The organism is Streptomyces sp. NPDC007205, assembly GCF_040634095.1.
GTDB lineage: Bacteria > Actinomycetota > Actinomycetes > Streptomycetales > Streptomycetaceae > Streptomyces.
The window spans coordinates 20213-44854 of record NZ_JBEYEW010000041.1; the positions used below are offsets into that span (position 1 = coordinate 20213).

General features: G+C 68.3%; 19 protein-coding genes. 5 read left to right on the forward strand and 14 right to left on the reverse strand.

From position 1 onward, the window contains the following. Positions 1-1185: 1185 nt before the first annotated feature. Genes mycP through ABZ624_RS36460 form a run of 4 tightly spaced genes read left to right on the forward strand, consistent with a single transcriptional unit; the run spans position 1186 to position 4380 of the window. Complete coding sequence (mycP, locus tag ABZ624_RS36445) at positions 1186-2496, forward strand: type VII secretion-associated serine protease mycosin (protein ID WP_360098844.1); 1311 nt, start codon at positions 1186-1188, stop codon at positions 2494-2496. A 1-nt stretch (position 2497) separates the two neighbouring features. Further along, the gene (locus ABZ624_RS36450) at positions 2498-2938 is read left to right on the forward strand and encodes a hypothetical protein (RefSeq protein WP_360098846.1); all 441 of its coding nucleotides are present in this window, start codon (positions 2498-2500) and stop codon (positions 2936-2938) included. 3 nt (positions 2939-2941) lie between these two features. Next, on the forward strand, positions 2942-4180 hold the full coding sequence (locus tag ABZ624_RS36455) for a hypothetical protein (RefSeq protein WP_360098848.1): 1239 nt from the start codon (positions 2942-2944) through the stop codon (positions 4178-4180). Positions 4181-4185: 5 nt separating this feature from the next. Further along, positions 4186-4380 carry a hypothetical protein gene (locus tag ABZ624_RS36460; protein WP_360098850.1) on the forward strand — a complete coding sequence of 65 codons (195 nt, stop codon included), beginning with the start codon at positions 4186-4188 and terminating at the stop codon, positions 4378-4380. 324 nt (positions 4381-4704) lie between these two features. Here the strand turns inward: ABZ624_RS36460 and ABZ624_RS36465 are convergent, their stop codons facing one another. From ABZ624_RS36465 to ABZ624_RS36515, 11 genes are all read right to left on the reverse strand, one after another. Then, positions 4705-6675, reverse strand: coding sequence for a TIGR03960 family B12-binding radical SAM protein (locus ABZ624_RS36465; protein WP_360098852.1), 1971 nt, complete (start codon positions 6673-6675; stop codon positions 4705-4707). A gap of 70 nt (positions 6676-6745) precedes the next feature. Then, positions 6746-8278 carry a CYTH and CHAD domain-containing protein gene (locus tag ABZ624_RS36470; protein WP_360098854.1) on the reverse strand — a complete coding sequence of 511 codons (1533 nt, stop codon included), beginning with the start codon at positions 8276-8278 and terminating at the stop codon, positions 6746-6748. A gap of 97 nt (positions 8279-8375) precedes the next feature. Beyond that, positions 8376-9575 carry a rod shape-determining protein RodA gene (rodA, locus tag ABZ624_RS36475; RefSeq protein WP_360098856.1) on the reverse strand — a complete coding sequence of 400 codons (1200 nt, stop codon included), beginning with the start codon at positions 9573-9575 and terminating at the stop codon, positions 8376-8378. Then, positions 9572-11830 carry a penicillin-binding protein 2 gene (mrdA, locus tag ABZ624_RS36480; RefSeq protein WP_360098858.1) on the reverse strand — a complete coding sequence of 753 codons (2259 nt, stop codon included), beginning with the start codon at positions 11828-11830 and terminating at the stop codon, positions 9572-9574. The genes rodA and mrdA overlap by 4 nt, the downstream gene beginning before the upstream one ends. A 116-nt stretch (positions 11831-11946) precedes the next feature. Beyond that, complete coding sequence (mreD, locus tag ABZ624_RS36485) at positions 11947-12627, reverse strand: rod shape-determining protein MreD (RefSeq protein WP_360098860.1); 681 nt, start codon at positions 12625-12627, stop codon at positions 11947-11949. Positions 12628-12640: 13 nt separating this feature from the next. Continuing rightward, positions 12641-13579, reverse strand: coding sequence for a rod shape-determining protein MreC (gene mreC, locus ABZ624_RS36490; protein WP_360098864.1), 939 nt, complete (start codon positions 13577-13579; stop codon positions 12641-12643). Between the two features lie 165 nt (positions 13580-13744). Then, complete coding sequence (locus ABZ624_RS36495; protein WP_031158632.1) at positions 13745-14764, reverse strand: rod shape-determining protein; 1020 nt, start codon at positions 14762-14764, stop codon at positions 13745-13747. A 314-nt stretch (positions 14765-15078) separates the two neighbouring features. After that, positions 15079-15492, reverse strand: a complete 414-nt coding sequence (ndk, locus tag ABZ624_RS36500; protein ID WP_351245956.1) for a nucleoside-diphosphate kinase — start codon at positions 15490-15492, stop codon at positions 15079-15081. A gap of 64 nt (positions 15493-15556) precedes the next feature. Beyond that, the gene (locus ABZ624_RS36505; protein WP_351245954.1) at positions 15557-15919 is read right to left on the reverse strand and encodes a DUF4233 domain-containing protein; all 363 of its coding nucleotides are present in this window, start codon (positions 15917-15919) and stop codon (positions 15557-15559) included. Between the two features lie 9 nt (positions 15920-15928). After that, complete coding sequence (locus tag ABZ624_RS36510; protein ID WP_360098866.1) at positions 15929-17443, reverse strand: folylpolyglutamate synthase/dihydrofolate synthase family protein; 1515 nt, start codon at positions 17441-17443, stop codon at positions 15929-15931. 306 nt (positions 17444-17749) lie between these two features. After that, on the reverse strand, positions 17750-20374 hold the full coding sequence (locus tag ABZ624_RS36515; RefSeq protein WP_360098868.1) for a valine--tRNA ligase: 2625 nt from the start codon (positions 20372-20374) through the stop codon (positions 17750-17752). A gap of 137 nt (positions 20375-20511) precedes the next feature. On the opposite strand from ABZ624_RS36515, the gene ABZ624_RS36520 reads away from it, so the two are divergent. Then, positions 20512-21501, forward strand: coding sequence for a hypothetical protein (locus ABZ624_RS36520; protein WP_360098870.1), 990 nt, complete (start codon positions 20512-20514; stop codon positions 21499-21501). Between the two features lie 178 nt (positions 21502-21679). Here ABZ624_RS36520 and clpX read toward each other — a convergent pair whose 3' ends face one another. From clpX to ABZ624_RS36535, 3 genes are all read right to left on the reverse strand, one after another. Beyond that, entirely contained in the window at positions 21680-22966 is a 1287-nt protein-coding gene (gene clpX / locus ABZ624_RS36525; RefSeq protein WP_360098872.1) for an ATP-dependent Clp protease ATP-binding subunit ClpX, read from the reverse strand. A gap of 171 nt (positions 22967-23137) precedes the next feature. Further along, positions 23138-23803: an ATP-dependent Clp protease proteolytic subunit gene (locus ABZ624_RS36530; protein ID WP_360098874.1), complete on the reverse strand. Its 666-nt coding sequence runs from the start codon at positions 23801-23803 to the stop codon at positions 23138-23140. A gap of 67 nt (positions 23804-23870) precedes the next feature. Then, positions 23871-24476, reverse strand: a complete 606-nt coding sequence (locus tag ABZ624_RS36535) for an ATP-dependent Clp protease proteolytic subunit (RefSeq protein WP_360098895.1) — start codon at positions 24474-24476, stop codon at positions 23871-23873. Positions 24477-24642 lie beyond the last annotated feature (166 nt).

Below are 24642 nucleotides of genomic sequence, written 5' to 3' on the forward strand. Positions count from 1 at the left end.
GGAGCAGATCAGCGCGCTGGCTGCACCGACGTTCCCGGAGTTGCCTCAGCGGTTCGTGCCGGATCGGTTCGGCGGCGAAACCCACATTTCCGCCCCTACCGACGGGCGGAAGGGGACTTACCCCGGGATGCCCGTGCGAACAGAGGTACCAGCACGGCAGACGACCGTCGACTCCAGCGTGAGCCGGACAAGTCCTGTACCGAGGGTCTCCGTGCCACACCATCCAACGGATGTACCCAGCGTGTCAGATGTGCCGCTGCCGCGACATCACGTAGATGCCGCGAACACGGTGATCGACAGCACAGGCACCCTGCCGTCTCCGGTGATTCCTGCCTCCCCGTCAGCGCCGCCTGTCGGAGCGGGGGGCAGTCCGGACGGTCGGGCACCGGTGGTGACCGGACCGCTCCCGCCGGCGTTTGGGACCGGAACACCCTTGCCTCCCAGCGTCCGAGGAGGGAGCGAGCTTCCTGTGTACGGGGGCCGGGGCCCTCTGGCCACGCCATCCGGACCGGGGACGTCCGCAGGCCCGCGTATTCCAGGACGCGGATTCTCCGGCCCCTACGGCCCCGGTGCGACCGGCGGTCAGCCCGGCGCTGAGCCCGGGCCGACTGGCTCCCCCTCGGCCAGGAGCGGCGGTGGCATCACTGGCGGTCGTCCCGTCTCGCCAACGCCCGGACGGCCTGGCGGTGCGTTTCCACGTGGCAACGTCATCGGTGGCACTCCGAACGAGCAGCAAGCTCCCAGCGGCCGTGGCGCCGGGCTGAGAAGCCGTGCTGCAGGGGCCACGCCAGCCCGCGACGACGACGGCGCTGCGAGCCGGGAGGGTGTGACGCGAGGGCGAATGCCTGCCTCGTCCAACCCGATCGTCGGGGGGCAGCCCCGACCTTCCCGAGACCGCAAGCGGGCAGGTTTCGCCTCGCGAGGTGTCCGACCCGCAAACGAAGTGTGCGCAGACGAGCCGCTGCAGCAGCGAGGTGGACCATCCCGTGGTGCCTCCACCCCCGTCCCGAAGCCTGATGACCGTGCAGCCCGGGCCAGGCGCGCTGGCAGCCGCGAGACCGACCAGGCGGAGGGCAGGGAGCACCAGGCAGAGGAAGACGCGGAGCATCAGGCAGAGGAGAAGAAAAACCGACCACTCCCGCCGCCACTGCCCAAAGGGCCCGATGGAGACCTACGACGAGAAGGATGACCATGCGCAGCCGCAGTGAGCGGGCCAGATGGCGCAGCAAGGCCGTGTCCGCGGCCGCGGGAGCCTTGTTGGCGAGCATTGCCGTTACTCCCGCGCACGCTGACAGCGTCCGCGAGCGGCAGTGGTACCTCGATGCCATGCACGCCGATGAGATGTGGAAGACCAGTACGGGCAAGGGCATCACGGTCGCGGTGATCGACACCGGTGTCCAGGCCGACATTCCGGACCTGCGGGGCCAGGTCGTGGCTGGCAAGGATTTCTCGAAGCGCGCCGGTGACGAACGTACGGACTACGACGGTCACGGCACCACCATGGCCGTGCTCATCGCCGGCACGGGTGCCAAGGGTGCCACTACGGGCTCGTACGGCCTGGCCCCCGGGGCCAAGATCATGCCGATCCGCACTCCGGGCTTCATCGAGCGCAACCGCGCCGACGGCAACCAGGACGACTTTCCCACCGCCACGGCGAAGGCCATTCGGTTCGCGGCCGATTCCCGCGCTCAGATCATCAGCATTTCGGGAGGCAGTGCCGCGAACTCTCGGGAGTTGACGGATGCTGTCGCCTATGCGCTGTCCAAAGGCAAGCTGATCTTCGCTGCTGTGGGCAATGACGGCGACGCCCTCAACGAAGTCAATTACCCGGGCGCCACTCCCGGCGTAGTGGGCGTCGGAGCGATCGACAAGACCGTCAAGGCGACGAAGGAGTCCGAGCACGGCCCCCAGGTCGATCTGGTCGCGCCGGGCGATGACATTATCTCCGCCTGCCTCGGCGGCACAGAACTGTGCAGTTCACACGGCACCAGCGACGCCACCGCCCTCGCCTCCGCCTCCGCTGCCCTGATCTGGTCCAAGCACCCGAACTGGAGCAACAACCAGGTCCTGCGGGTCATGCTCGACACCGCGAGCAAGCCGACAAGCGGCAAGGAGCGCACCGACTACATCGGCTACGGCGCCGTCCGCCCCCGCATCGCGCTGACCAATCCCGGCGACCCCGGCCCTGCCGACGTCTACCCGCTGCCCGACTTCAAGCAAGCGGCATCCAACGCGCCCAATGGGGCGGCCACGGCCTCTGCGAAGGATGAAAGCAGGCCATCGGCGAAAGCATCCGCATCGACGGGCGGTGGCTCTGCACTGCCATGGATCCTCGGGGGTGCGGGAGTTGTCGTGGTTGCGGGTGGGTTTTTCGCCGCTGGGGCGGTGCGCAGACGCCGACGTGCAGCGGCGGTAGCCCAGGCTCACCCGGCCATGCCGACTGAGCCGGGGCGGACGCCGTGGTACGGAGACAGCAACTACGGGGGGAGGCCCTGAGATGGCGTGGGATGAGTGGGAGCAGCTGAAGGCCGACGCGCTGGCCCGCAGGCAGGACGGCATGCGGCTGGACAGCGCTGCCGACGCAGCGGGCGGAGGTGGTACCGGAGCTGCGCCGGACCTGAAGATGAACCACGCGGGCAACAAGGCCGCGGTCAAGGCGCTGCGGGAGGAAATTCGGCCTGACACGGATAAGGCCGGCAGCCACGCCGACGACTCCTCCTCCACAGCGGCCCAGAAGTTCAGTAGTTGGGCCACCGGATCCGCCCTCAAGGCCGCGCACGCGGAGTGGGAGCTGCAGGTCAAGAACCTGAAAGGGCGTCTGGGAGGAGACCAGAACGCCCTGGAGAAGACCCATCAGGACTTCCGATATACCGACATCGGCGTCAAGAGCCGGATAGCGCAGATAGACATGGGATCCATTCCCGGAGAGGAGGGCTAGGAGATGGGAACGGGCAATCTCACCTATCAGGACGTGGTCACCGTCGACCTCAATGTGCTGATCACAGCGGCCAAGGACTGGGACGACATGGCCCGCACCTTCGACGACCTGGGAGGCCTGTACGGGGCGAAGGTGGAGTCCATAGCGAACGACGGCTCCTGGACTGGCGTCAGTAGCAACGTCGCTTATACACGGTTCACCAACACACGTAAACAATTCACCGATGCCCATACGGAAGCCCACGCAATCGCCTCCCTTCTCCGGAGCGCCCACGAGCGCTTCTCCAAGCTGATCGGCCATGTGAGGAACCTGGTCGAGCAGGCTGAGAAGGACGAGATGACTGTCAACGGCGTCGGTGAGGCGGTTTATGACTTCAGGAAACTCACCCCGATGCGCCACGACCCGGATTACCCGAAGTACGTGACGCAGGTGAAAGACGCCGAGGCCGCCTGGACGAAGAAGATCAAGGATGCCGTGCAGGCGGTCGACGACGAAGATCAAGTCGTGGGCCGCGCTCTTCGCGAGGCAGCCGGCGTCGGGAGCTTCCTCGAACAGATATTGGACCCTCTGGGCCAGGCTCAAAGCTTCAACGGGGCGGCAGTCGGCGACCTAACCACATATGAGAAGGAAGTCAAGAAGGAGGAAGCGGAGCAGAGGGCAGAAGCGGAGCGGAAGAAGAAGCACGACGATACCGTGCGGACTATCGGCAATGGCATCGTCAAGGGACTTTCGATCTTTAACGGGGAGCCCGGTCCCGACCTGGGAAGTAAGTTCATTGGAACGCTAATCGACGGCGTCGCTAACGCCACAGGCTACAACAAAACGCGGGGGATCACCCTCGGCGTGGGAGCCGGCTGGGGAGGCGGAGGAATCGGATACTCGATCACTTTGGCGGAGACGCAAACACCGGACGGGAAGACCCAGATCGGGATCCTGACGTCGAAGTCCATACATTCCGCTGGTGCCGATTTCGGCGTTTCCGCAACGGCCGGTGAGTTCTATAGTAACGCCGATGACATTGGTCAGCTCGAAGGCAAGGGCTGGGATAAGGGTGGATCCGCCAAGCTCGGTCTCGGCCTGTACGGGAACCATCAGACGGAGGTCGGAACGACTAACTCGAAGGGCAAAGGCGTCAACGTCATCGAGTATGGGTTGGGGGCCGGTCTGGGTGCCGAGATCGGCGGCGGGTACAGTGACGCCAAGTCGCGTTGGCAAACAGAAGTCGGATCGGAAAAGAAGTGAATGGCTTGGACCCGGGACCGCTGCTCTTTTTCATCTTCGGCTGGTTCTTCGCCCTGAACATCAAAGGGATTGCAGACCGGACATACCAACATGCAGCCCGTTTCTTGCCAATGATCGGGGGCTCAGTCACACTTCGGATCATGGGCTGGATCTGGATCTTCGTGGGCGGCACGCTTGTCGCCTTGGACTTCTTGAGTTGAGTGGATCCCTGGGGCGGCGCTTTCCTGTGCAGGTGCGTGCTGACTCTCTGACCCGATAAGAATCCACTCAGCTACGAGCGCTCCTCCCATCAGGGAGGAGCGCGGGGGGCAGAACGTTCAGGCAAGCTGCAGGTCCCTCAGACCCACTCCACCTCGGAAACGATGTACGGGGTACTTCCAGGGCCCGGCAACGGCGTCCGAGACGGCGTCGGCGGCGTCGACGGGCGAGGGACCGAAGCGCCAGCCGCAGCCAGCGCAGCCGCCACCTCGTCCTCACTCGCCCCCGCCAGCGCCTCCATCACCCGATCGAGTGCCTCGTTCACGTCAGTGCTCGTGACCGCTCGAAGCCGGCGTCGGACCAGCGTTCTTGACCGTCAGAGGGAGCAACTTCTTGCCGGTCGGGCCGATTTGTATGGCTGTGTCCATCTGCGGGCAGACGCCGCAGTCGAAGCACGGGGTCCAGCGGCAGTCCTCGACTTCTGTTTCGTCGAGGGAGTCCTGCCAGTCCTCCCAGAGCCAGTCCTTGTCCAGGCCGGAGTCGAGGTGGTCCCAGGGCAGGACCTCCTCGTAGGTGCGCTCGCGGGTGGTGTACCAGTCGACGTCCACGCCGTAGGGGGCGAGGGCCTTGTCTGCGCAGGCCATCCAGCGGTCGTAGGAGAAGTGCTCGCGCCAGCCGTCGAAGCGGCCGCCGTCGTCATACACCGCGCGGATCACCGCGCCGATGCGGCGGTCGCCGCGCGAGAGGAGGCCCTCGACGATGCCCGGCTTGCCGTCGTGGTAGCGGAAGCCGATCGAGCGGCCGTACTTCTTGTCGCCTCGGATCTTGTCTCTCAGTTTCGCCAGGCGGGCATCCGTCTCCTCGGCCGAGAGCTGCGGGGCCCACTGGAAGGGGGTGTGGGGCTTGGGGACGAAGCCGCCGATCGAGACCGTGCAGCGGATGTCGTTCGAGCCGGAGACCTCGCGGCCCTTCTGGATGACGTGGGTCGCCATGTCGGCGATCTGCAGCACGTCGTCGTCGGTCTCCGTGGGCAGGCCGCACATGAAGTACAGCTTCACCTGGCGCCAGCCGTTGCCGTAGGCCGTGGCGACGGTGCGGATGAGGTCCTCCTCGGACACCATCTTGTTGATGACCTTGCGCATGCGCTCCGAGCCGCCCTCGGGGGCGAAGGTCAGGCCGGAGCGGCGGCCGTTGCGCGTCAGCTCGTTCGCGAGGTCGACGTTGAAGGCGTCCACGCGGGTGGAGGGGAGCGAGAGGCCGATCTTGTCGTCCGCGTAGCGGTCCGCCAGGCCCTTGGCGATGTCGCCGATCTCCGAGTGGTCCGCGGAGGAGAGGGAGAGGAGGCCCACCTCCTCGAAGCCCGTGGCCTTGAGGCCCTTGTCGACCATCTCGCCGATGCCCGTGATCGAGCGCTCGCGCACCGGGCGGGTGATCATGCCGGCCTGGCAGAAGCGGCAGCCTCGGGTGCAGCCGCGGAAGATCTCCACCGACATGCGCTCGTGGACCGTCTCGGCCAGGGGGACGAGGGGCTGCTTGGGGTACGGCCACTCGTCCAGGTCCATGACCGTGTGCTTGGACACGCGCCACGGGACGCCCGACTTGTTCGGGACCACGCGGGCGATACGGCCGTCGGGGAGGTACTCGACGTCGTAGAACGCCGGGATGTACACCCCGCCCGTCTTCGCCAGACGGAAGAGGACCTCCTCGCGGCCGCCGGGGCAGCCCTCGGCCTTCCACTCACGGATGATCCGGGTCATGTCGAGCACGGCCTGCTCGCCGTCGCCGATGATCGCCGCGTCGATGAAGTCGGCGATCGGCTCCGGGTTGAAGGCCGCGTGGCCGCCGGCCAGGACGATCGGGTCGTCGATCGTGCGGTCCTTGGACTCCAGGGGGATCCCGGCGAGGTCCAGGGCCGTGAGCATGTTCGTGTAGCCCAGCTCCGTGGAGAAGGACAGGCCGAACACGTCGAAGGCCTTCACCGGGCGGTGGGTGTCCACCGTGAACTGCGGGACGCCGTGCTCGCGCATCAGCGCCTCGAGGTCCGGCCACACGCTGTAGGTGCGCTCGGCGAGGACGCCCTCCTGCTCGTTGAGGACCTCGTAGAGGATCATGACGCCCTGGTTGGGCAGACCCACCTCGTACGCGTCCGGGTACATGAGTGCCCAGCGGACGTCGCACTCGTCCCACGGCTTGACCGTGGAGTTGAGCTCTCCGCCGACGTACTGGATGGGCTTTTGCACGTGCGGGAGCAGTGCTTCGAGCTGCGGGAACACCGACTCGGCGGCTTCGGCAGGCATCTCGCGAACCTTCGTGAGCTGACAGGGGTGACCACCAAGCGTAACCCGCCCGGCGGACTCCCCCGTACGCTCAGCCGGAGGCCGCGGCCCGGATCTCCTTCCACAGTCCGGGCAGCTCCGCCTCGGCCCGCGCCGCCCGGGCCTCCTCGCGCCCGTACAGCACCCCGTACGTGAACGCGCTCTCCCCCGCCGCGTGTGCCACCGCGGACAGCTCGCGCAGGGTCAGCCGGGTCATGACGCTGTCCTGGTGGTCGCCGAGGAGCGTGGTCAGGGACTTCATGGCCTTCGTCAGGGAGCCGGCCGGCTTTCCGAGGGCCGGGGTGGCCGCCTCGGCCGCGTACCGGGTGCGCTTGGCCTTCTTGCGGGCCTCGTGCACGGCCGTGTCGCGTTCCTCGCCGGGCGGGGCGGCGATCGCCTGCTCGACCAGGGCGGACAGGGCCGCCAGGTCCTCGTCCACGGCCTGGGCGAGGACCTTCTCCGGCTGTTTCCCGGCGGGCTTCCGCAGGGGCGGGTCGGTGAGCAGGGTGTCCAGGGTGTCCAGCAGGGTCAGGTAGCGGCGGGAGTCCAGGACGCCGGTGACACGGGCGTGTGCCCCGCCGTGCCGGGCCTCGGCCCAGGAGGTGAGGCGTTCACGGACCGGTCCGGTGACCAGGTCGGAGGGGAGGGCGTCGAGGGCGGCCGTCAGGCGTTCGGCCATCACCTCCTGGTCGCGGTCGAGGCCCAGCTCGCCCGCGAGCCACTTCAGCTCGGCCCCTACGGGGTCGGTGACGGCGCGGTCGAGTACGGAGCGGAAGCTGCGCAGGGTGCTGCGGGCCCGGCGGGTGGCGACCCGCATGCGGTGCACGGAGTCGGGTACGTCCCGGCGGACGGCGGGGTCCAGCTCGACCAGCGCGTCCCGCTGGGCGCGCAGATAGGCGAGGACATGGTCACCGGCCGTCTCCGGCGGCGCGTGCTTCTTGCTCTTCTTACGTCGGCGTTCTCCGGTCTGGTCAGTGACGGTCCGGTCAGTGGCGGTCTCTTCCAGGGCGCGGGCGAGCTTCGACGGTGACGCCGAGGGGCGCACCCCCGCCTTGCGCAGCCGTTTCTCCACCAGGTCGAGGAAGGCGGGGTCGCCGTCGTCGGCCAGCTCCACCTCGATCTCGGTCCACTGGGCCGCCCCGCCCCTGCCGGTGAGCCGCTCGGCGGTCACGGCGTCGACACTCGCCTCGGCCAGCAGGGTGCCGTCGGCGTCGACGAGGTGGCGCACATCGCGGGCGGAGCGCAGCCGGACGAGCGGGACGAGTTCGGCGTGCCGGACTCGGGAGCGCACGAGGGCGGCGATCTCCTCGGGAACCGTGTCGGAGAGCGGGGCCCGGATCTCGTCCCGCACCCCGGGAGCGACCGGGACCTTCAGATGCCAGCCGGCGTCCGAGCCTCCGGTGCGGCGGCGCAGGGTGAGCGCGGCGGCGGCCAGGCGTTCGTCGGCGGTGTCGTAGTAGGTGGCGTCGAGCTCCACCAGGCCCTTGTCCAGGACGGCCGCCACGCCGCCGACGCCGGTGAGGTCGGGCAGGCCACTGTCGTCGGACTCGTACTTGCGCTCGATCTCGCGTTTCGCATCCGCCATGAACTGAATCTAGTGGGCCGCGGGGTGCCGTGGCAGGGGGCCGCCCCGGGTGAATGGCGGGAGAATTCCACACATCCACCCGGCAAACGACCGCAGGTCACGCCGACATGGGTCTCTGCACCTTGATCGACTGCAACAGTCCCACGGCCACCCAGACCGCGAACATCGACGAGCCGCCGTAGGACACGAACGGCAGGGGCAGACCGGTGACCGGCATGATGCCGAGGGTCATGCCGATGTTCTCGAAGGACTGGAAGGCGAACCAGGCGACGATGCCGGCGGCCACGATCGTCCCGTACAGCTCGGTGGAGTCCCGGGCGATGCGGCAGGCGCGCCACAGCACCACGCCCAGCAGGAAGATGATGAGGCCCGCGCCGAGGAAGCCCAGCTCCTCCCCCGCCACCGTGAAGACGAAGTCCGTCTGCTGCTCGGGCACGAACTGGCCGGTGGTCTGCGAGCCGTGGAAGAGGCCGGCGCCGGTCAGGCCGCCGGAGCCGATGGCGATCCGGGCCTGGTTGGTGTTGTAGCCGACGCCCGCGGGGTCCAGGTCCGGGTTGGCGAAGGCGGCGAAGCGGTTGATCTGGTACTCGTCCAGGATGTGCAGCTGCCAGATGGCGACACAGCCCATCACACCGGCGATGAGCAGGCCGAAGATCCAGCGGTTGGAGGCGCCGGAGGCGAGCAGCACGCCCAGGATGATGGACACCATGGCCAGGACCGTGCCGAGGTCGGGCATGAGCAGCACGATCAGGATCGGCACGGCCGCCAGGCCGAGCGACTGCAGGACCGTGCGGTGGTCGGGGTACGGCTTGTCCCCGGCGTCGACCCGGGCCGCCAGTATCATCGCCATGCCCAGGATGATCGTGATCTTCACGAACTCGGCGGGCTGGAGCGAGAAGCCGCCGCCGAACACGATCCAGTTGCGGCTGCCGTTGATGGTGGCGCCGAGCGGGGTGAGCACCAGCAGCACCCCGAACAGCGAGATGCCGTAGAGGATCGGCACGGCGTTGCGCAGGGCGCGGTGTCCCAGCCAGACCGTGCCGATCATCAGGGCGAGCCCGATGCCGAGGTTCATCAGGTGCCGGATCAGGAAGTAGTACGGGTCGCCCTGGTTGATCTCGGTGCGGTTGCGGGTCGCGGAGTACACCAGCAGCGAGCCCAGCAGGGACAGCCCGGTGGCTGCGAACAGGATCGGCCAGTCGAGCCGGCGGGCGAGCGAGTCACGGGCGAAGATCCTGGTCCAGCCGGCCCGCTCGGGGCCGTACCCGGAGACGGAGAAGCTGTTCGCGCCGGTCATGAGGGCATCCTCCGGCTTCCCCTCGGGCGATTCCTGCGTGGCCGTCCGCGGGTGTTGCGGTTGCGCGTGGTGGGCGAGGGCGAGGTGGCGGGCTGCTGGTCGTCCCCGTTGCTGGGGTTGTCCTGCTGGGCCTTCTCGGCGTCCTTGGCGGGGTCGCCGGGGACCTTGGGGTTAATGATCGTGCCGTCCGTGCGGACCTTCGGCAGGCCCTTCTGCGGCGTGGGCAGCAGCGCCTTCTTCTTGTCGATGGAGCCGTCGCCCTGGACGCCGTAGAGCGCGCTGTAGATGTTGCGCACGGCCTCACCGGCGGAACCGGAACCCGTACCGGCCTGGGAGATCGTCATGATCACCGAGTAGTCCTTGGAGTACGTGGCCAGCCAGCCCGTGGTCTGCTTGCCGTAGACCTCCGCCGTACCGGTCTTGCCGTGCAGCGGGATCTTGTTCTGCGGCCAGCCGCCGAACTTCCACGCGGCCGTACCGCGGGTGATGACGCCCGCGAAGGCGTCGTCCATGCCCTTCAGGGTGGCCTGGGTGACCGGCAGCTTGCGCTGCAGCCTGGGCTTGATCTCCTGGACGGTCCTGCCGTCGGCGCTGATGATCGCCTTGCCGATGGTCGGGTAGTACTCGGTGCCGCCGTTGGCGACCGCGCCGTAGATCATCGCCTCCTGGATCGGCGTGACGAGGGTGTCGCCCTGGCCGATGGAGTAGTTGATCTCGTCACCCTCACGCATCTTGTTGCCTTCGAGGCAGTTCTCGTAGGCGATCTTCTCGACGTAGGAGCCGTCCTTCTTGCCGCTCTTGCACCAGGCGTCCTTGTTGGCCTTCCAGTAGTCGAGCTTCCACTGGCGGTCGGGGACACGGCCGCTGACCTCGTTGGGCAGGTCGACGCCGGTCTCCTTGCCCAGGCCGAACTGGTGGGCGGTCTTGAAGAAGTAGTCTTTCGGCTGGCCCTTCTTGGGATTGATGCCGCCGTCTCTCTTCCACTCCCTGTCCGCGAGACCGTAGAAGACGGTGTCGCAGGAGACCTCCAGCGCGCGGCCGAGGGAGATGGGGCCGAAGTTCTCGCCCTCGAAGTTCTTGAAGACCTGGCCGCCCACCGAGTAGGAGCTGGTGCACGGGTAGCCGCCGTCCCAGACGTAGCCGGCGTTGACCGCGGCGGCGGTGGAGACCACCTTGAACGTGGAGCCGGGTGCGGCCTGGCCCTGTATGGCCCGGTTGAGCAGCGGGTAGTCGGAGTCCTTGCCGGTGAGGGCCTTGTAGTCCTTGGCGGAGATGCCGCCCACCCACACGTTCGGGTCGTAGGTCGGCGCCGAGGCCATGGCGACGATCCGGCCGGTCTTGGCCTCCATGACGACGACGGCGCCGGAGTCGGCCTTGTAGTTCTCGCCGGTGATCTTGTCGTACTGCGTGCGGGCGGCCTTCATCGCCTTGTCCAGCTCGTACTCGGCGACGCGCTGCACCCGGGAGTCGATGCTGGTGACCAGGTTCGAACCGGGCTCGGCGGCGTCCGACTTGGCCTTGCCGATGACCCGGCCGAGGTTGTCCACCTCGTAGCGGGTGACGCCCGCCTTGCCGCGCAGCTCCTTGTCGTACTGCCGCTCCAGACCTGAGCGGCCGACCATGTCGGAGCGGAGATAGGGCGAGTCGGTGTCCTTGGCCTTCTGGATCTCGGCGTCGGTGACGGGCGAGAGATAGCCGAGCACCTGCGCGCTGTTGGACTTGCCCGGCCCCGGGTAGCGGCGCACGGCCTCGGGCTCGGCGGTGATGCCGGGGAAGTCCTCGGAGCGCTCGCGGATCTGCAGGGCCTGCTTGGGGGTGGCCTTGTCGGTGATCGGGATCGGCTGGTACGGCGAGCCGTTCCAGCACGGCTGGGGGGTCTTGGCGTCGCACAGCCGGACCTTCTGGATGACGTCCGCGGGCTTTATGCCGAGGACGCCGGCCAGCTTGGTCAGGACGGCCTTGCCGTCGTCCTTCTGTTTGAGCAGGTCGGTGCGCGAGGCGGAGACCACCAGGCGGGTCTCGTTGTCGGCGAGGGGCACGCCGCGGGCGTCCAGGATGTCACCGCGCACGGCGGGGTCGACGACCTGCTGGACGTGGTTGCCGGAGGCCTCCTTCTGGTACTGGGCACCCTCGCGGATCTGCAGGTACCACAACCGGCCGCCGAGCGTGCCGAGAAGGGAGAGGACGAGGATCTGGATCACGACGAGCCGGATCTGGACCCGTGGGGTCCGGCCGGTCTCGGGGATGTTGGTCACTGCGGTTGTCTCCCCCTCTCAGTGCGCAGATGCGAGAACGCGTACGAATGATGAACGACCGGCCTGTGGGCCCCCGTTCCGCGAAAGCTGACCCGTTCGAGTGAACTCGTGGGCACTCACAGCCGCTTGACCCCCTTGATCCGGCCGACCCGCGCGGAACGGGTGCGGGCCTTGGCCTTCAGCGCGCCGAGGCCGCCGCGCTGGCTGCCGATGCGCAGGCCGGTGCCGGAGGAGAGCCAGCCGGAGGAGATGTCGCCGGCCTTGGTGGCGGGGCCGCCGGTCTCGGCGAGCGGGTCGTTGTCGGAGCGGCGGGCCAGCCACATGATCCCGGGGACCACGAACGGGGCGAGCAGCAGGTCGTACAGGGCTGCCGAGAACAGCAGCCCGGGCAGACCGACATGGCGGGCCGCGGTGTCGCCGACCAGCGCGCCGACGCCCGCGTACAGCAGGGTGGAGCCGATGGCGGCGGCGACCACGACGGCCATCGGGCCGGTCGCCGACTTCAGGCGGCCGTTCTCCGGCCTGATGAGCCCGGCGAAGTACCCGGTGACGCACAGCACGAGGGCGTAGCGGCCGGCCGCGTGGTCGGCGGGCGGGGCGAGGTCGGCGAGCAGCCCGGCGCCGAAGCCGACGAGGGCGCCGCCGACATGGCCGTAGACCATGGCGAGGCCGAGGACGGTGAGCAGCAGCAGGTCGGGGACGGCGCCCGGCAGATGCAGGCGGGCGAGGACGCTCACCTGGATCACCAGGGCCACGACGACCAGCGCGGAGGAGAGCAGGATCCGGTTGACACGCATGGGGATTCAGCTCCTACTGCTGCTGGTCGTTGGCGGTCGCGTCGGCGGACGGGGTGACGGTGACCGTCACCGTCGGCGTCGGAACCGGCTTGGGCTTGGCCGGCAGGACCTCGTCGCGCGGGTCCTTCTTCGGGGCCTGGACGACCACACCGACGATGTCGAGTTTGGTGAAGCCGACGTACGGGGTGACGTAGATCGTGCGGGTGAGGCCGCCGTTGGAGGGCTCGACACGGGAGATCACGCCGACCGGCACGCCGGGCACGAACGGCCGGTCGGCCTCCGAGCCGAAGGTGACGAGCCGGTCGCCCTTCTTCACCTCCGCCTTGCCGTTGAGCAGTTCCACCCGCAGCGGGCGGTCGCCCTGCCCGGAGGCGAAGCCGAGTTCGTCGCTGCCCTCCATGCGGGTGCCGACGGTGAAGTCGGGGTCGTTGGCGAGCAGCACGGTGGAGGTGTCGGGGCCGACCGTGGTGACCCGGCCGACGAGCCCGTCACCGTTGAGTACGGTCATGTCGCGCTTGATGCCGTCGTTGGCACCGGCGTCGATGGTGATGGTCCAGGAGAAGCCCTGCGCCGCTCCTATGGCGATGACCTGGGCGCCCTTGATGCCGTACTGGCCGTCGCCGGCGATCTTCAGCATCCTGTCGAGCTGGTTGAGGCGGCTGCGGTTGCGGTCGTCGCTGCCGAGCTTCGCCTTGAGGGCCGCGTTCTCCTTCTCCAGGGTGGCGAGCCGGTCGTGCCGGCTGCCGGAGTCCCGGATCGCCGAGACGGCGTTGCCGACCGGGTCGACCGCCGAGGACAGCCCGTTCTCGACCGGGCCGAACACCGCGGCCGCGGCCTGCCGGGCACCGTCGACCGGGGAGTTCCTGCCCCCGCGGATGTCCACCGTGATCAGCGCGAATGCGATGGCAACCAGCAGGACCAGGAGCAGCCGGCTCTCTTTCGTGTCCCTCACGTGCGGCGGCCGTGCCCTTCCTCAATAGGAATTCGGGGAGCCCCTTTGCGGGCGCGATACGCGAAACGCAAGCCCGAGGGGCCCATTTGTGGGAGCTTATGCCTCTCATCAACGATCCGCCGCACGAGCGGAGAACGTCTCGTACGGCGGAATCGAAGTGTTATGTCATCTGCGCGGCTGGGCGTCGAGGACCTGCTGCAGCGCCTCGAACTCCTCGACGCACTTGCCGGAGCCGAGCGCGACGCTGTCCAGCGGGTCCTCGGCGATGTGGATCGGCATGCCGGTCTCCCGCCGCAGCCGCTCGTCGAGCCCGCGCAGCAGGGCTCCGCCACCGGTCAGAACGATTCCTCGGTCCATGATGTCGCCGGACAGCTCCGGCGGGCACTTGTCGAGCGTCGTCTTGACCGCGTCCACGATCGCGTTGACCGGCTCCTCGATCGCCTTGCGGACCTCGGCGGCCGAGATCACGACCGTCTTCGGCAGCCCGGAGACCAGGTCCCGGCCGCGCACTTCGGTGTGCTCGTCGGCGTCGAGGTCGTACGCCGAACCGATCGTGATCTTGATCTGCTCGGCCGTGCGCTCACCCAGCAGAAGGCTGTACTCCTTCTTGATGTACTGGATGATCGCGTTGTCCAGTTCGTCGCCCGCGACCCGGATGGACTGCGCGGTGACGATGCCGCCGAGCGAGATGACCGCGACCTCCGTGGTGCCGCCGCCGATGTCCACCACCATGTTGCCGGTGGCCTCGTGGACCGGCAGACCGGAGCCGATGGCGGCGGCCATGGGCTCCTCGATGATGTGCACCTGGCGCGCACCGGCCTGGGAGGACGCCTCGATCACGGCGCGGCGCTCGACACCCGTGATACCCGAGGGCACACAGACGACGACCCGCGGACGGGCGAGATAACGCCGCTTGTGGATCTTCAGGATGAAGTAGCGGAGCATCCGTTCGGTGATCTCGAAGTCGGCGATCACGCCGTCCTTCAGCGGGCGGACGGCCACGATGTTGCCCGGCGTCCGGCCGATCATCTTCTTCGCTTCGGCACCGACCGCGAGGATCCCACCGGTGTTGGTGTTGATCGCGACGACGGACGGTTCGTTGAGTACGATTCCGCGACCCCTGACGTACACCAGCGTGTTGGCGGTCCCGAGGTCGACAGCCATGTCACGGCCGATGAACGACATTGAGTTCCCCATCCGGATTCATCTGGCCTTCCCGAACTTTTGAGGGCATGTCAGGACGGCGAGGCGGGTGCTGTGACGTGAAGGCTTCCATCGTAAACGCGCCTGCACGGCCACTGTGCGAGGGTCTCCGCCATTGTCACCAGATGGCGGGCCGCCTCGCTTGTGGAGACGGTCCAACGGAGGCACGCGTTCCCCCGATCGGTAAGGCATATGCCAAGGGACGGCCGGAAATGTACGGCCGTCCCTGGTCGGGCACCAGCGGGCGGATCTGACGCCCTCTCAGAAAAATTATCGAAAACTCAGGCAGCCGCAGTTCACGCCCGGCCCGGGAAGAAGATCTTCACCTCGCGCTCGGCGGACTCCTCGGAGTCGGAGGCGTGGATCAGGTTCTCGCGGACGATCACGCCGTAGTCGCCGCGGATGGAGCCGGGAGCGGCGGCGATCGGGTCGGTCGGACCGGCGAGCGCGCGCACACCCTCGATGACCCGCTCGCCCTCGACGATCAGCGCGACGACCGGGCCGGAGGACATGAACTCGACCAGCGGCTCGTAGAAGGGCTTGCCCTTGTGCTCGCCGTAGTGCTGCTCCAGGGTCTCCTGGTCCAGGGTGCGCAGTTCCAGCGCGGTGATCTGCCAGCCCGCCTTGCGCTCGATACGGCTGATGATCTCGCCGGTCAGGCCCCGACGGACGGCGTCGGGCTTGAGGAGGACGAGGGTGCGCTGGCTCACGGAAGGACTCCTTACGACTGGCGTGTGCGGTGGGACGAGGTTACAGGGCGTGTCCGTGCGCCCGTTACGCAGCGTCAGCCGTGGAGGAGCCGGACTCCGCCTGCGCGGCGAATCTGGCCTTCGCCTCGTCCACCTTTCTACCGAAGTGCACCGACGCCCACCACAGCGCCGCGAACACCGCACCCATGAAGTACATGGTCGGGACGAAGACACCGGAAGCGATCAGCGCGATCTGCAGCGCCCAGCCGAGGGCCACTCCGCCGGGCCGGGTCACCATGCCGCACAGCAGCACGCTCAGCAGCATGGCGATACCACTGACCAGCCACACCGTGGACATGGACAGGCTCGGGTCCTTCATGGCGACGAGCCCGGCGAACCCGATGACGAAGAACTCGCCGATCAGGGTCGATGCACAGAGCGTACGCATCTACGATCCTCAGCCCTTCCCCAGCAGCAGCCGGGCCTCGCCGACGGTGATGACGGAACCGGTGACCAGCACGCCACCGCCCGCGAACTCGCCCTCCTCCTCGGCCAGCGTGATCGCGGCCTCCAGGGCGTCCGGCAGCCGCGGCTCGACCTGCACCCGCTCTTCGCCGAACACCTCGACGGCGATCGCGGCCAGCTCGTCCGCGTCCATGGCACGGTGGCTGGAGTTCTGTGTGACGACGACCTCGGCGAAGATCGGCTCGAAGGCCTCCAGCAGGCCCCGCACGTTCTTGTCGCCGCTCGCGCCCACGACACCGATCAGCCGGCTGAAGTCGAACGCCTCCTGGACGGCCTCGGCGGTGGCGCGGGCACCCGCCGGGTTGTGCGCGGCGTCCAGCACGATCGTCGGGGAGCGCCGTACGACCTCCAGGCGGCCCGGCGAGGACACGGCGGCGAAGGCCTTCCGCACGGTGTCGATGTCCAGCGATTCCGCCCGCTGCGCTCCGACGCCGAAGAACGCCTCGACGGCGGCGAGGGCGACCGCCGCGTTGTGCGCCTGGTACGCGCCGTGCAGCGGGAGATACACCTCGGGGTACTCGCCGCCCAGGCCGCGCAGCGTGAGCAGCTGCCCGCCGACGGCGATCTGCCGGTCGACGACCCCGAACTCCAGGCCCTCGCGGGCGACCGTGGCGTCCACCTCGACGGCCTTCTTCAGCAGCACCTGCGCCGCGTCCACCGGCTGCTGCGCCAGGATCACGGTGGCGTCCTGCTTGATGATGCCGCTCTTCTCGCCGGCGATCTCGGCGGGCGTCTCGCCCAGGCGGTCGGTGTGGTCCAGGTCGATGGGGGTGATCACGGCGACGTCACCGTCGATGACGTTGGTGGCGTCCCAGGAACCGCCCATGCCCACCTCCACGACGGCCACGTCGACGGGGGCGTCCGCGAACGCGGCGTACGCCATGCCGGTGAGGACCTCGAAGAAGGAGAGGCGGTACTCCTGCTGTCCGTCGACCATCTCGACGTACGGCTTGATGTCGTCGTAGGTCTCGATGAACCGCTCGGCGGAGATGGGCGCGCCGTCCAGGCTGATCCGCTCGGTGATCGACTGCACATGGGGGCTGGTGTAGCGGCCGGTGCGCAGTTCGAAGGCGCCGAGCAGGGCCTCGATCATGCGGGCGGTGGAGGTCTTGCCGTTGGTGCCCGTGATGTGGATCGAGGGGTACGAGCGCTGGGGCTCGCCGAGTACGTCCATCAGCGCGGAGATACGGCTGACCGAGGGCTCCAGCTTGGTCTCGCCCCAGCGGGTGGCCAGCTCCGTCTCGACCTCGCGCAGGGCCTTGTCGACCTCCGGGTCCGCGGGGCGGGCCGGTACGTCGGCCTCCGGCGAGCCGCCCTGGGTGCGCAGGGTTCGGCTGCCGGCCTCGATCACCGCGAGGTCGGGGTCGCGGGTGGTTTCGGCTTCGACGATCTCGTCGAAGCTGTCGAGGGGGTCGGGGGTGTCGCTGGTGCCGGGGTGGTCGCTCACGGGGCCCAGTCTACGGAGCGGCACTGACAAAGGGTGCGGTGGCTTGGCGGCGCGGGTGCGGGGTGGCCTGGCGGCGCGGATGCAGGGCGGCCTGGCGGCGCGGATGCCGGGTGGCCGTGCGGGTGCGGGTACGGGGCGGCCTGGCGGCGCGGATGCCGGGTGGCCGTGCGGGTGCGGGGTGGCCTGGCTTGTCGGGCGGGTGCGGGTCCGTCGTGGTTGCCTGCGCAGTTCCCTTGCCCCTGACGGGGCACGCGTAGGCCCCCGGTGCTTCCCACGCACCGGGGGCCTTCAGCGTCGTACGAACCCTTACGCCGGCGGCAGCTTCTCCAGCTGGGCGGTGATGCGGGCGATGTCCTCCTCGGCCTTGGAGAGACGGGTGCGGATCTTGTCCACCACGTTCTCCGGGGCCTTGGCCAAGAACGCCTCGTTGCCGAGCTTGGCCGTGGCCTGGGCCTTCTCCTTCTCGGCGGCGGCCAGGTCCTTCGCGAGGCGCTTGCGCTCGGCGGCCACGTCGATCGTGCCGGAGAGGTCGAGGGCGACCTCGGTGCCGGCGACGGGCAGGGTGGCCGTGGCGGTGAAGGACTCACCCTCCGGCTGCAGGCGCAGCAGCTGGCGGATGGCGGCCTCGTGGGGGGCCAGGGCCGTGCCGTCGAGGGTCAGGCGGGCCGGGACGCGCTGGCCCGGCTGCAGACCCTGGTCGGCGCGGAAGCGGCGGACCTCGGTGATGACCGACTGGAGGGTGGAGATCTCCTGCTCGGCCGCCGCGTCGCGGAAGCCACTGTCCTTCGGCCACTCGGCGATGACGACCGACTCGCCGCCGGTGAGGGTCGTCCAGAGAGTCTCGGTGACGAACGGGACCACCGGGTGGAGGAGCTTGAGGGTGACGTCCAGGACCTCGCCGAGGACCCGCTTGCTGACCTCGGCCGGTTCGCCGCCCGCCTGGAAGACGGTCTTGGACAGCTCGACGTACCAGTCGAAGACCTCGTCCCACGCGAAGTGGAAGAGGGTGTCCGACAGCTTGGCGAACTGGAAGTCGTCGTAGTAGGCGTCGACTTCGGCGACGACCGAGTTCAGGCGGGAGAGGATCCAGCGGTCCGTCGCCGACATCGCGGACGGGTCCGGCAGCGGGCCCTCCACCGTCGCGCCGTTCATCAGGGCGAAGCGGGTGGCGTTCCAGATCTTGTTGGCGAAGTTGCGGGAGCCCTGGACCCAGTCCTCGCCGATCGGGACGTCGACGCCGGGGTTCGCGCCTCGGGCCAAGGTGAATCTGAGCGCATCGCTGCCGTACTTGTCCATCCAGTCCAGCGGGTTGACCGCGTTGCCGAAGGACTTCGACATCTTCTTGCCGAACTGGTCGCGGACCATGCCGTGCAGGGCGATGGTGTGGAACGGCGGGGTGCCGTCCATCGCGTACAGGCCGAACATCATCATCCGGGCGACCCAGAAGAAGAGGATGTCGTAGCCGGTGACCAGGACGGAGTTCGGGTAGAACTTCGCGAGCGACTCGGTCTGTTCGGGCCAGCCGAGGGTGGAGAACGGCCACAGGCCGGAGGAGAACCAGGTGTCGAGGACGTCGGTGTCCTGGTGCCAGCCCTCGCCGGTCGGGGCCTCGTCGTCGGGGCCGACGCAGACGACCTCGCCGTCAGGGCCGTACCAGACCGGGATCCGGTGGCCCCACCACAGCTGGCGCGAGATGCACCAGTCGTGGAGGTTGTCGACCCAGTCGAAGTAGCGCTTCTCCATCTCCTGCGGATGGATCTTGACGCGGCCGTCACGGACGGCGTCGCCCGCCGCCTTCGCCAGCGGGCCGACCTTCACCCACCACTGCATGGACAGGCGCGGCTCGATGGTGGTCTTGCAGCGCGAGCAGTGGCCGACGGAGTGGACGTACGGCCGCTTCTCGGCGACGATCCGGCCCTCGGCGCGCAGCGCGGCGACGATCGCCGAGCGAGCCTCCAGGCGGTCCAGGCCCTGGAAGGGGCCGTGGGCCGTGATGACCGCGTGCTCGTCCATGATCGTGATGGACGGCAGGTCGTGCCGCTGGCCGATCTCGAAGTCGTTCGGGTCGTGGGCCGGGGTGACCTTGACGGCCCCGGTGCCGAACTCGGGGTCGACGTGGGTGTCGGCGACGACCGGGATGGAACGGTCGGTCAGCGGGAGCCTGATCAGCTTGCCGACGAGGTGCCGGTAGCGCTCGTCGTCCGGGTGGACGGCGACGGCGGTGTCACCGAGCATCGTCTCGGCACGGGTGGTGGCGACGACGATGGAGTCGTCCCCGTCGCCGTAGCGCATGGAGACCAGCTCGCCGTCGTCGTCCTGGTACTCGACCTCGATGTCCGAGATGGCCGTCAGGCAGCGCGGGCACCAGTTGATGATGCGCTCGGCGCGGTAGATCAGCTCGTCGTCGTAGAGGCGCTTGAAGATGGTCTGGACGGCCTGGGAGAGCCCCTCGTCCATGGTGAACCGCTCACGCGACCAGGCGACGCCGTCGCCGAGGCGGCGCATCTGGCCGGAGATCTGCCCGCCGGACTCGCCCTTCCACTGCCAGACGCGCTCGACGAAGGCCTCGCGGCCGAGGTCGTGCCGCGACTTGCCTTCCTTCCCGAGCTCACGCTCGACGACGTTCTGCGTGGCGATGCCGGCGTGGTCCATGCCGGGCTGCCACAGCGTCTCGTAGCCCTGCATGCGCTTACGGCGGGTCAGGGCGTCGATGAGGGTGTGCTCGAAGGCGTGGCCCAGGTGCAGGCTGCCGGTGACATTCGGCGGCGGGATGACGATGGTGTACGGCGGCTTGTCGCTCTTCTCGTCCGCCTCGAAGTAACCGCGCTCTACCCAGCGCTCGTACAGCGGCCCCTCTACATCGGCCGGCGCGTACTGGGTCGGCAGTTCGGGGTCGGGCGCGGGTGGCTGCTGCTGAGCGTTCTCGGTCACGGGGGTCAGTTTAGAGGTGTCACGGGGTGGTCCCGAAACGCGTTTGTTCTGTAACGGAGCGGCCCCCGGTGCCATGCGTTTCCCGGGCCTGGGACAGGATGTTCGGACCACATAAGGATCTGGAGGGGAACCCAGAGATGAGCAACAACCAGCCGGGCCCGTACGGCGGGCCGCCCCAGCAGCCGGGTCCGTACGGCCAGCCGGGGCAGCCTGGACCGTACGGCCAGCCGGGGCCCTATGGCCAGCCGGGCCCGTACGGCCAGCAGCCGCAGGCTCCGCAGCCCGGCTACGGCTACCCCCAGCAGGCGCCTCCGGCGGCCCCGCCGCAGCCGGGGTACGGCTACCCGCAGCAGGGCGTGCCGCAGCAGCCCAGCCCGTACGGCCAGCAGCCGGGTCCCTACGGCCAGCAGCCCTACGGCATGCCGCAGCCGCCGCAGGCCGGCGGGGGCAACAAGAAGACGGGCCTGATCATCGGCGCGGTGGCCGTGGTGGCGGCCGTGGCGGTGGGGGCGTACTTCCTCTTCAGCGGGAGCGGCGGCGTGGCGGACGACGGTCCGCACAAGCTGACGACGCCGGCCGCGGTCATCAACGGCACGTACACGAAGCAGGCGAACTCGACCTTCGACAACAAGGTCTCCTCGTCCGACCTGTCGGACTTCGAAAAGGCCGGGGTTAAGAACCCCACAGGCGTCAGCGGCTCGTACCAGAGCGGCAAGGGGTTCACTGCGAGAGGGCTCGCCTTCAAGGGTGTGTACGGCACGATCGACAACCCCGAAGCGGTCCTCGACGCAGAGTTCGCCACCGCCAAGGAAAAGTCCGAGAAGAACCAGAGCGACTCGGACATCACGGGCAAGCTGATCGGCAGCCCCGTGAAGGTCAACCCGGCGGGCTTCTCCGACGGCATCATGAAGTGCCAGGTGATGCAGCTCCACGACAACAGCTCCTCGTCGTCCGGCGGTACCCCGAAGACGATCAAGATGCCGGTGTGCATCTGGGCCGATCACAGCACGACCGCCCAGGTCTTCGTGTCCAGCGTCGCCACCTTCACCACGGGCGACGGCGGCTCGATCGACGACGCCGCGGAGCTGGCGGCCAAGCTGCGCAACGACGTGCGAGTGAAGATGTGACGTAGGTGTAGCCACGCACTGATCCGGCGGGGCGTCCACCGACAGCGTGGGGCGCCGCCGGACTCAAGAACACAGCGCCCAGGCGCAGGCGGTTTGGTATCGAGGCGACGAAACGCCCATGTGAGTGATGCCCGGCACCTCGCCAGTGCCGGGCATCACTTCTGCATGCGGTGTGGCGTCACGCCGACTTCTGCTCCCCCGGCCCCCGCCCCCGCGCATCCCGGGGGATCAGCGTCGGGTTGACGTTGGACAGGACGACGTCGGCTGTGATGACGACCCGGGCCACGTCCTTGCGGGACGGGACCTCGTACATCACGCCCTGGAGGACTTCCTCCATGATGGCGCGGAGGCCTCGGGCGCCGGTCTGGCGGAGGATGGCCTGGTCGGCGATGGCTTCCAGGGCCTCGCGCTCGAAGTCCAGCTCCACGCCGTCGAGTTCGAAGAGGCGCTGGTACTGCTTGACGAGCGCGTTGCGGGGCTCCACCAGGATCTTCAGCAAAGCCTCGCGGTCGAGGTTGTGGACCGAGGTGATCACCGGCAGCCGGCCGATGAACTCCGGGATCATGCCGAACTTGACCAGGTCCTCCGGCATGATGTCCTCGAAGACGTCCTTGGACTCCAGCTCGCGCTTGGAGAGGATCGTGGCGCCGAAGCCGATGCCCTTGGCGCCGGCCCTCGCCTCGATGATCTTTTCCAGGCCGGCGAAGGCACCGCCCACGATGAACAGGACGTTCGTCGTGTCGATCTGGATGAATTCCTGGTGGGGGTGCTTGCGGCCGCCCTGGGGCGGAACCGAGGCTGTGGTGCCTTCGAGGATCTTGAGGAGCGCCTGCTGTACGCCCTCGCCCGACACGTCGCGCGTGATCGAGGGGTTTTCGCTCTTCCTCGCCACCTTGTCGATCTCGTCGATGTAGATGATCCCGGTCTCGGCCTTCTTGACGTCGTAGTCCGCCGCCTGGATCAGCTTCAGCAGGATGTTCTCGACGTCCTCGCCGACGTAGCCCGCCTCCGTGAGCGCCGTCGCGTCGGCGATCGCGAAGGGCACGTTCAGCATGCGTGCCAGCGTCTGAGCGAGGAGGGTCTTGCCGGAGCCCGTGGGGCCCAGCAGCAGGATGTTGGACTTCGCCAGTTCGATGGCGTCGTCACGGCCGCCCGGGCCGCCGTTCTCGCCTGCCTGGACCCGCTTGTAGTGGTTGTACACCGCGACGGAAAGGGCCTTCTTCGCCGCTTCCTGGCCGACTACGTAGCCCTCCAGGAACTCGTAGATCTCGCGGGGCTTCGGGAGTTCCTCCCAGCGCACCTCGCTCGTCTCGGCGAGCTCCTCCTCGATGATCTCGTTACAGAGATCGATGCACTCGTCGCAGATGTACACACCGGGCCCTGCGATGAGCTTCTTGACCTGCTTCTGGCTCTTGCCGCAGAACGAGCACTTGAGCAGATCGCCGCCGTCACCGATGCGTGCCACGGTGTGCTTCCCCTTCGCCTGGGAGACGACTGGACGCTTTCGAATCCAGCGGCTCCTGGTGCTGCCTTATGTCCGACGGTACCTTGCCGGGCCCGGTGTTCGGGCCCCCCTTGGCAGGGTTCACTTTGACGTGCATCGTGCCAAGAGGGGCAAAGAGCGTGCCGCTCCGCGTCAGCGGACCGCGGCGTTGTTCAGCTTGCGGGTGGAGATGATCTGGTCGACGAGGCCGTACTCCAGCGCCTCCTCGGCCGTGAGGATCTTGTCGCGCTCGATGTCCTCGCGGATCTTCTCGATCGGCTGGTTCGAGTGCTTGGCCAGCATGTCCTCCAGCTGCTCGCGCATCCGGGTGAACTCGTTGGCGATGATCTCCAGGTCGGAGAGCTGGCCGCGGCCGGTGGAGCCCGCCGGCTGGTGGATCAGCACGCGCGAGTTCGGCAGCGCCATGCGCTTGCCGGGCGTACCGGCGGCGAGCAGGATGGCCGCCGCGGAGGCCGCCTGGCCCATGCAGACCGTCTGGATGTCGGGCTTCACGAACTGCATCGTGTCGTAGATCGCCGTGAGGGCGGTCATGTCGCCACCGGGGCTGTTGATGTAGATCGAGATGTCCCGGTCCGGGTCCATCGACTCCAGGCACAGCAGCTGCGCCATGACGTCGTTGGCGGAGGCGTCGTCGATCTGGACGCCCAGGAAGATCACACGCTCCTCGAAGAGCTTCGCGTACGGGTCGTACTCGCGGATGCCCTGGGAGGTGCGCTCGACGAAGCGCGGGATGACGTAGCGGCTGTCGGGGCGGGGCCCTTCGTACATGCCGTTGGCGGCGCCGGGGAAGTTGCTCATGGGGTTCACCGTCCTGGTGGCGTTCGGGGGGCTGGTGTCTCGGCGGTGCGTGGCGTGGCCGGGCCGGTCAGGCACCGGTGCCGCCGCCTCCCGGAACACCCGAGGCGTGCGTGATGATCTCGTCAATGAGACCGTACTCCTTGGCCTCTTCCGGAGTGAACCAGCGGTCGCGGTCGGCGTCGCGGAGGATCGTCTCGACCGACTGGCCGGAGTGCAGCGCGGTCAGCTCGGTCATGGTCTTCTTGGTGCGCAGCAGGTACTGGGCCTGGATCTTGATGTCCGAGACCGTACCGCCCAGGCCCGCGGAGCCCTGGTGCATCATGATGTCCGTGTGCGGCAGGGCGAAGCGCTTGCCGGCGGTGCCGCCGGTGAGCAGGAACTGGCCCATCGAGGCCGCCATGCCCATGCCGATCGTGATCACGTCGTTCGGGATGTACTGCATGGTGTCGTAGATCGCCATGCCGGCCGTCACCGAACCACCGGGGCTGTTGATGTAGAGGTAGATGTCCTTGTCAGGATCGGCGGCGAGGAGCAGCAGCTGCGCGGTGATCTTGTTGGCGATGTCGTCGTCGACCTGCTGGCCGAGGAAGATGATCCGCTCGCCGAGCAGCCGGTTGTAGACCTGGTCGCCGAGGCCACCACCGATGGAAGGCTCGCCGGCGGCGGAGGGCATCAGATTCGTCACGTATCCACCTGCTCGTCTTACGACGGCGCCGGGCCGTCTCATTGTTCTGCCTTTCATGGACCCTAACGCGATGGTCCCTTCGGGGAATCCCGGGAATGCGGGTGTTCGCCGGGGGCGTAGCGCTCCGCGGAAGCCGGGAGCCAGTTCCGCGCGC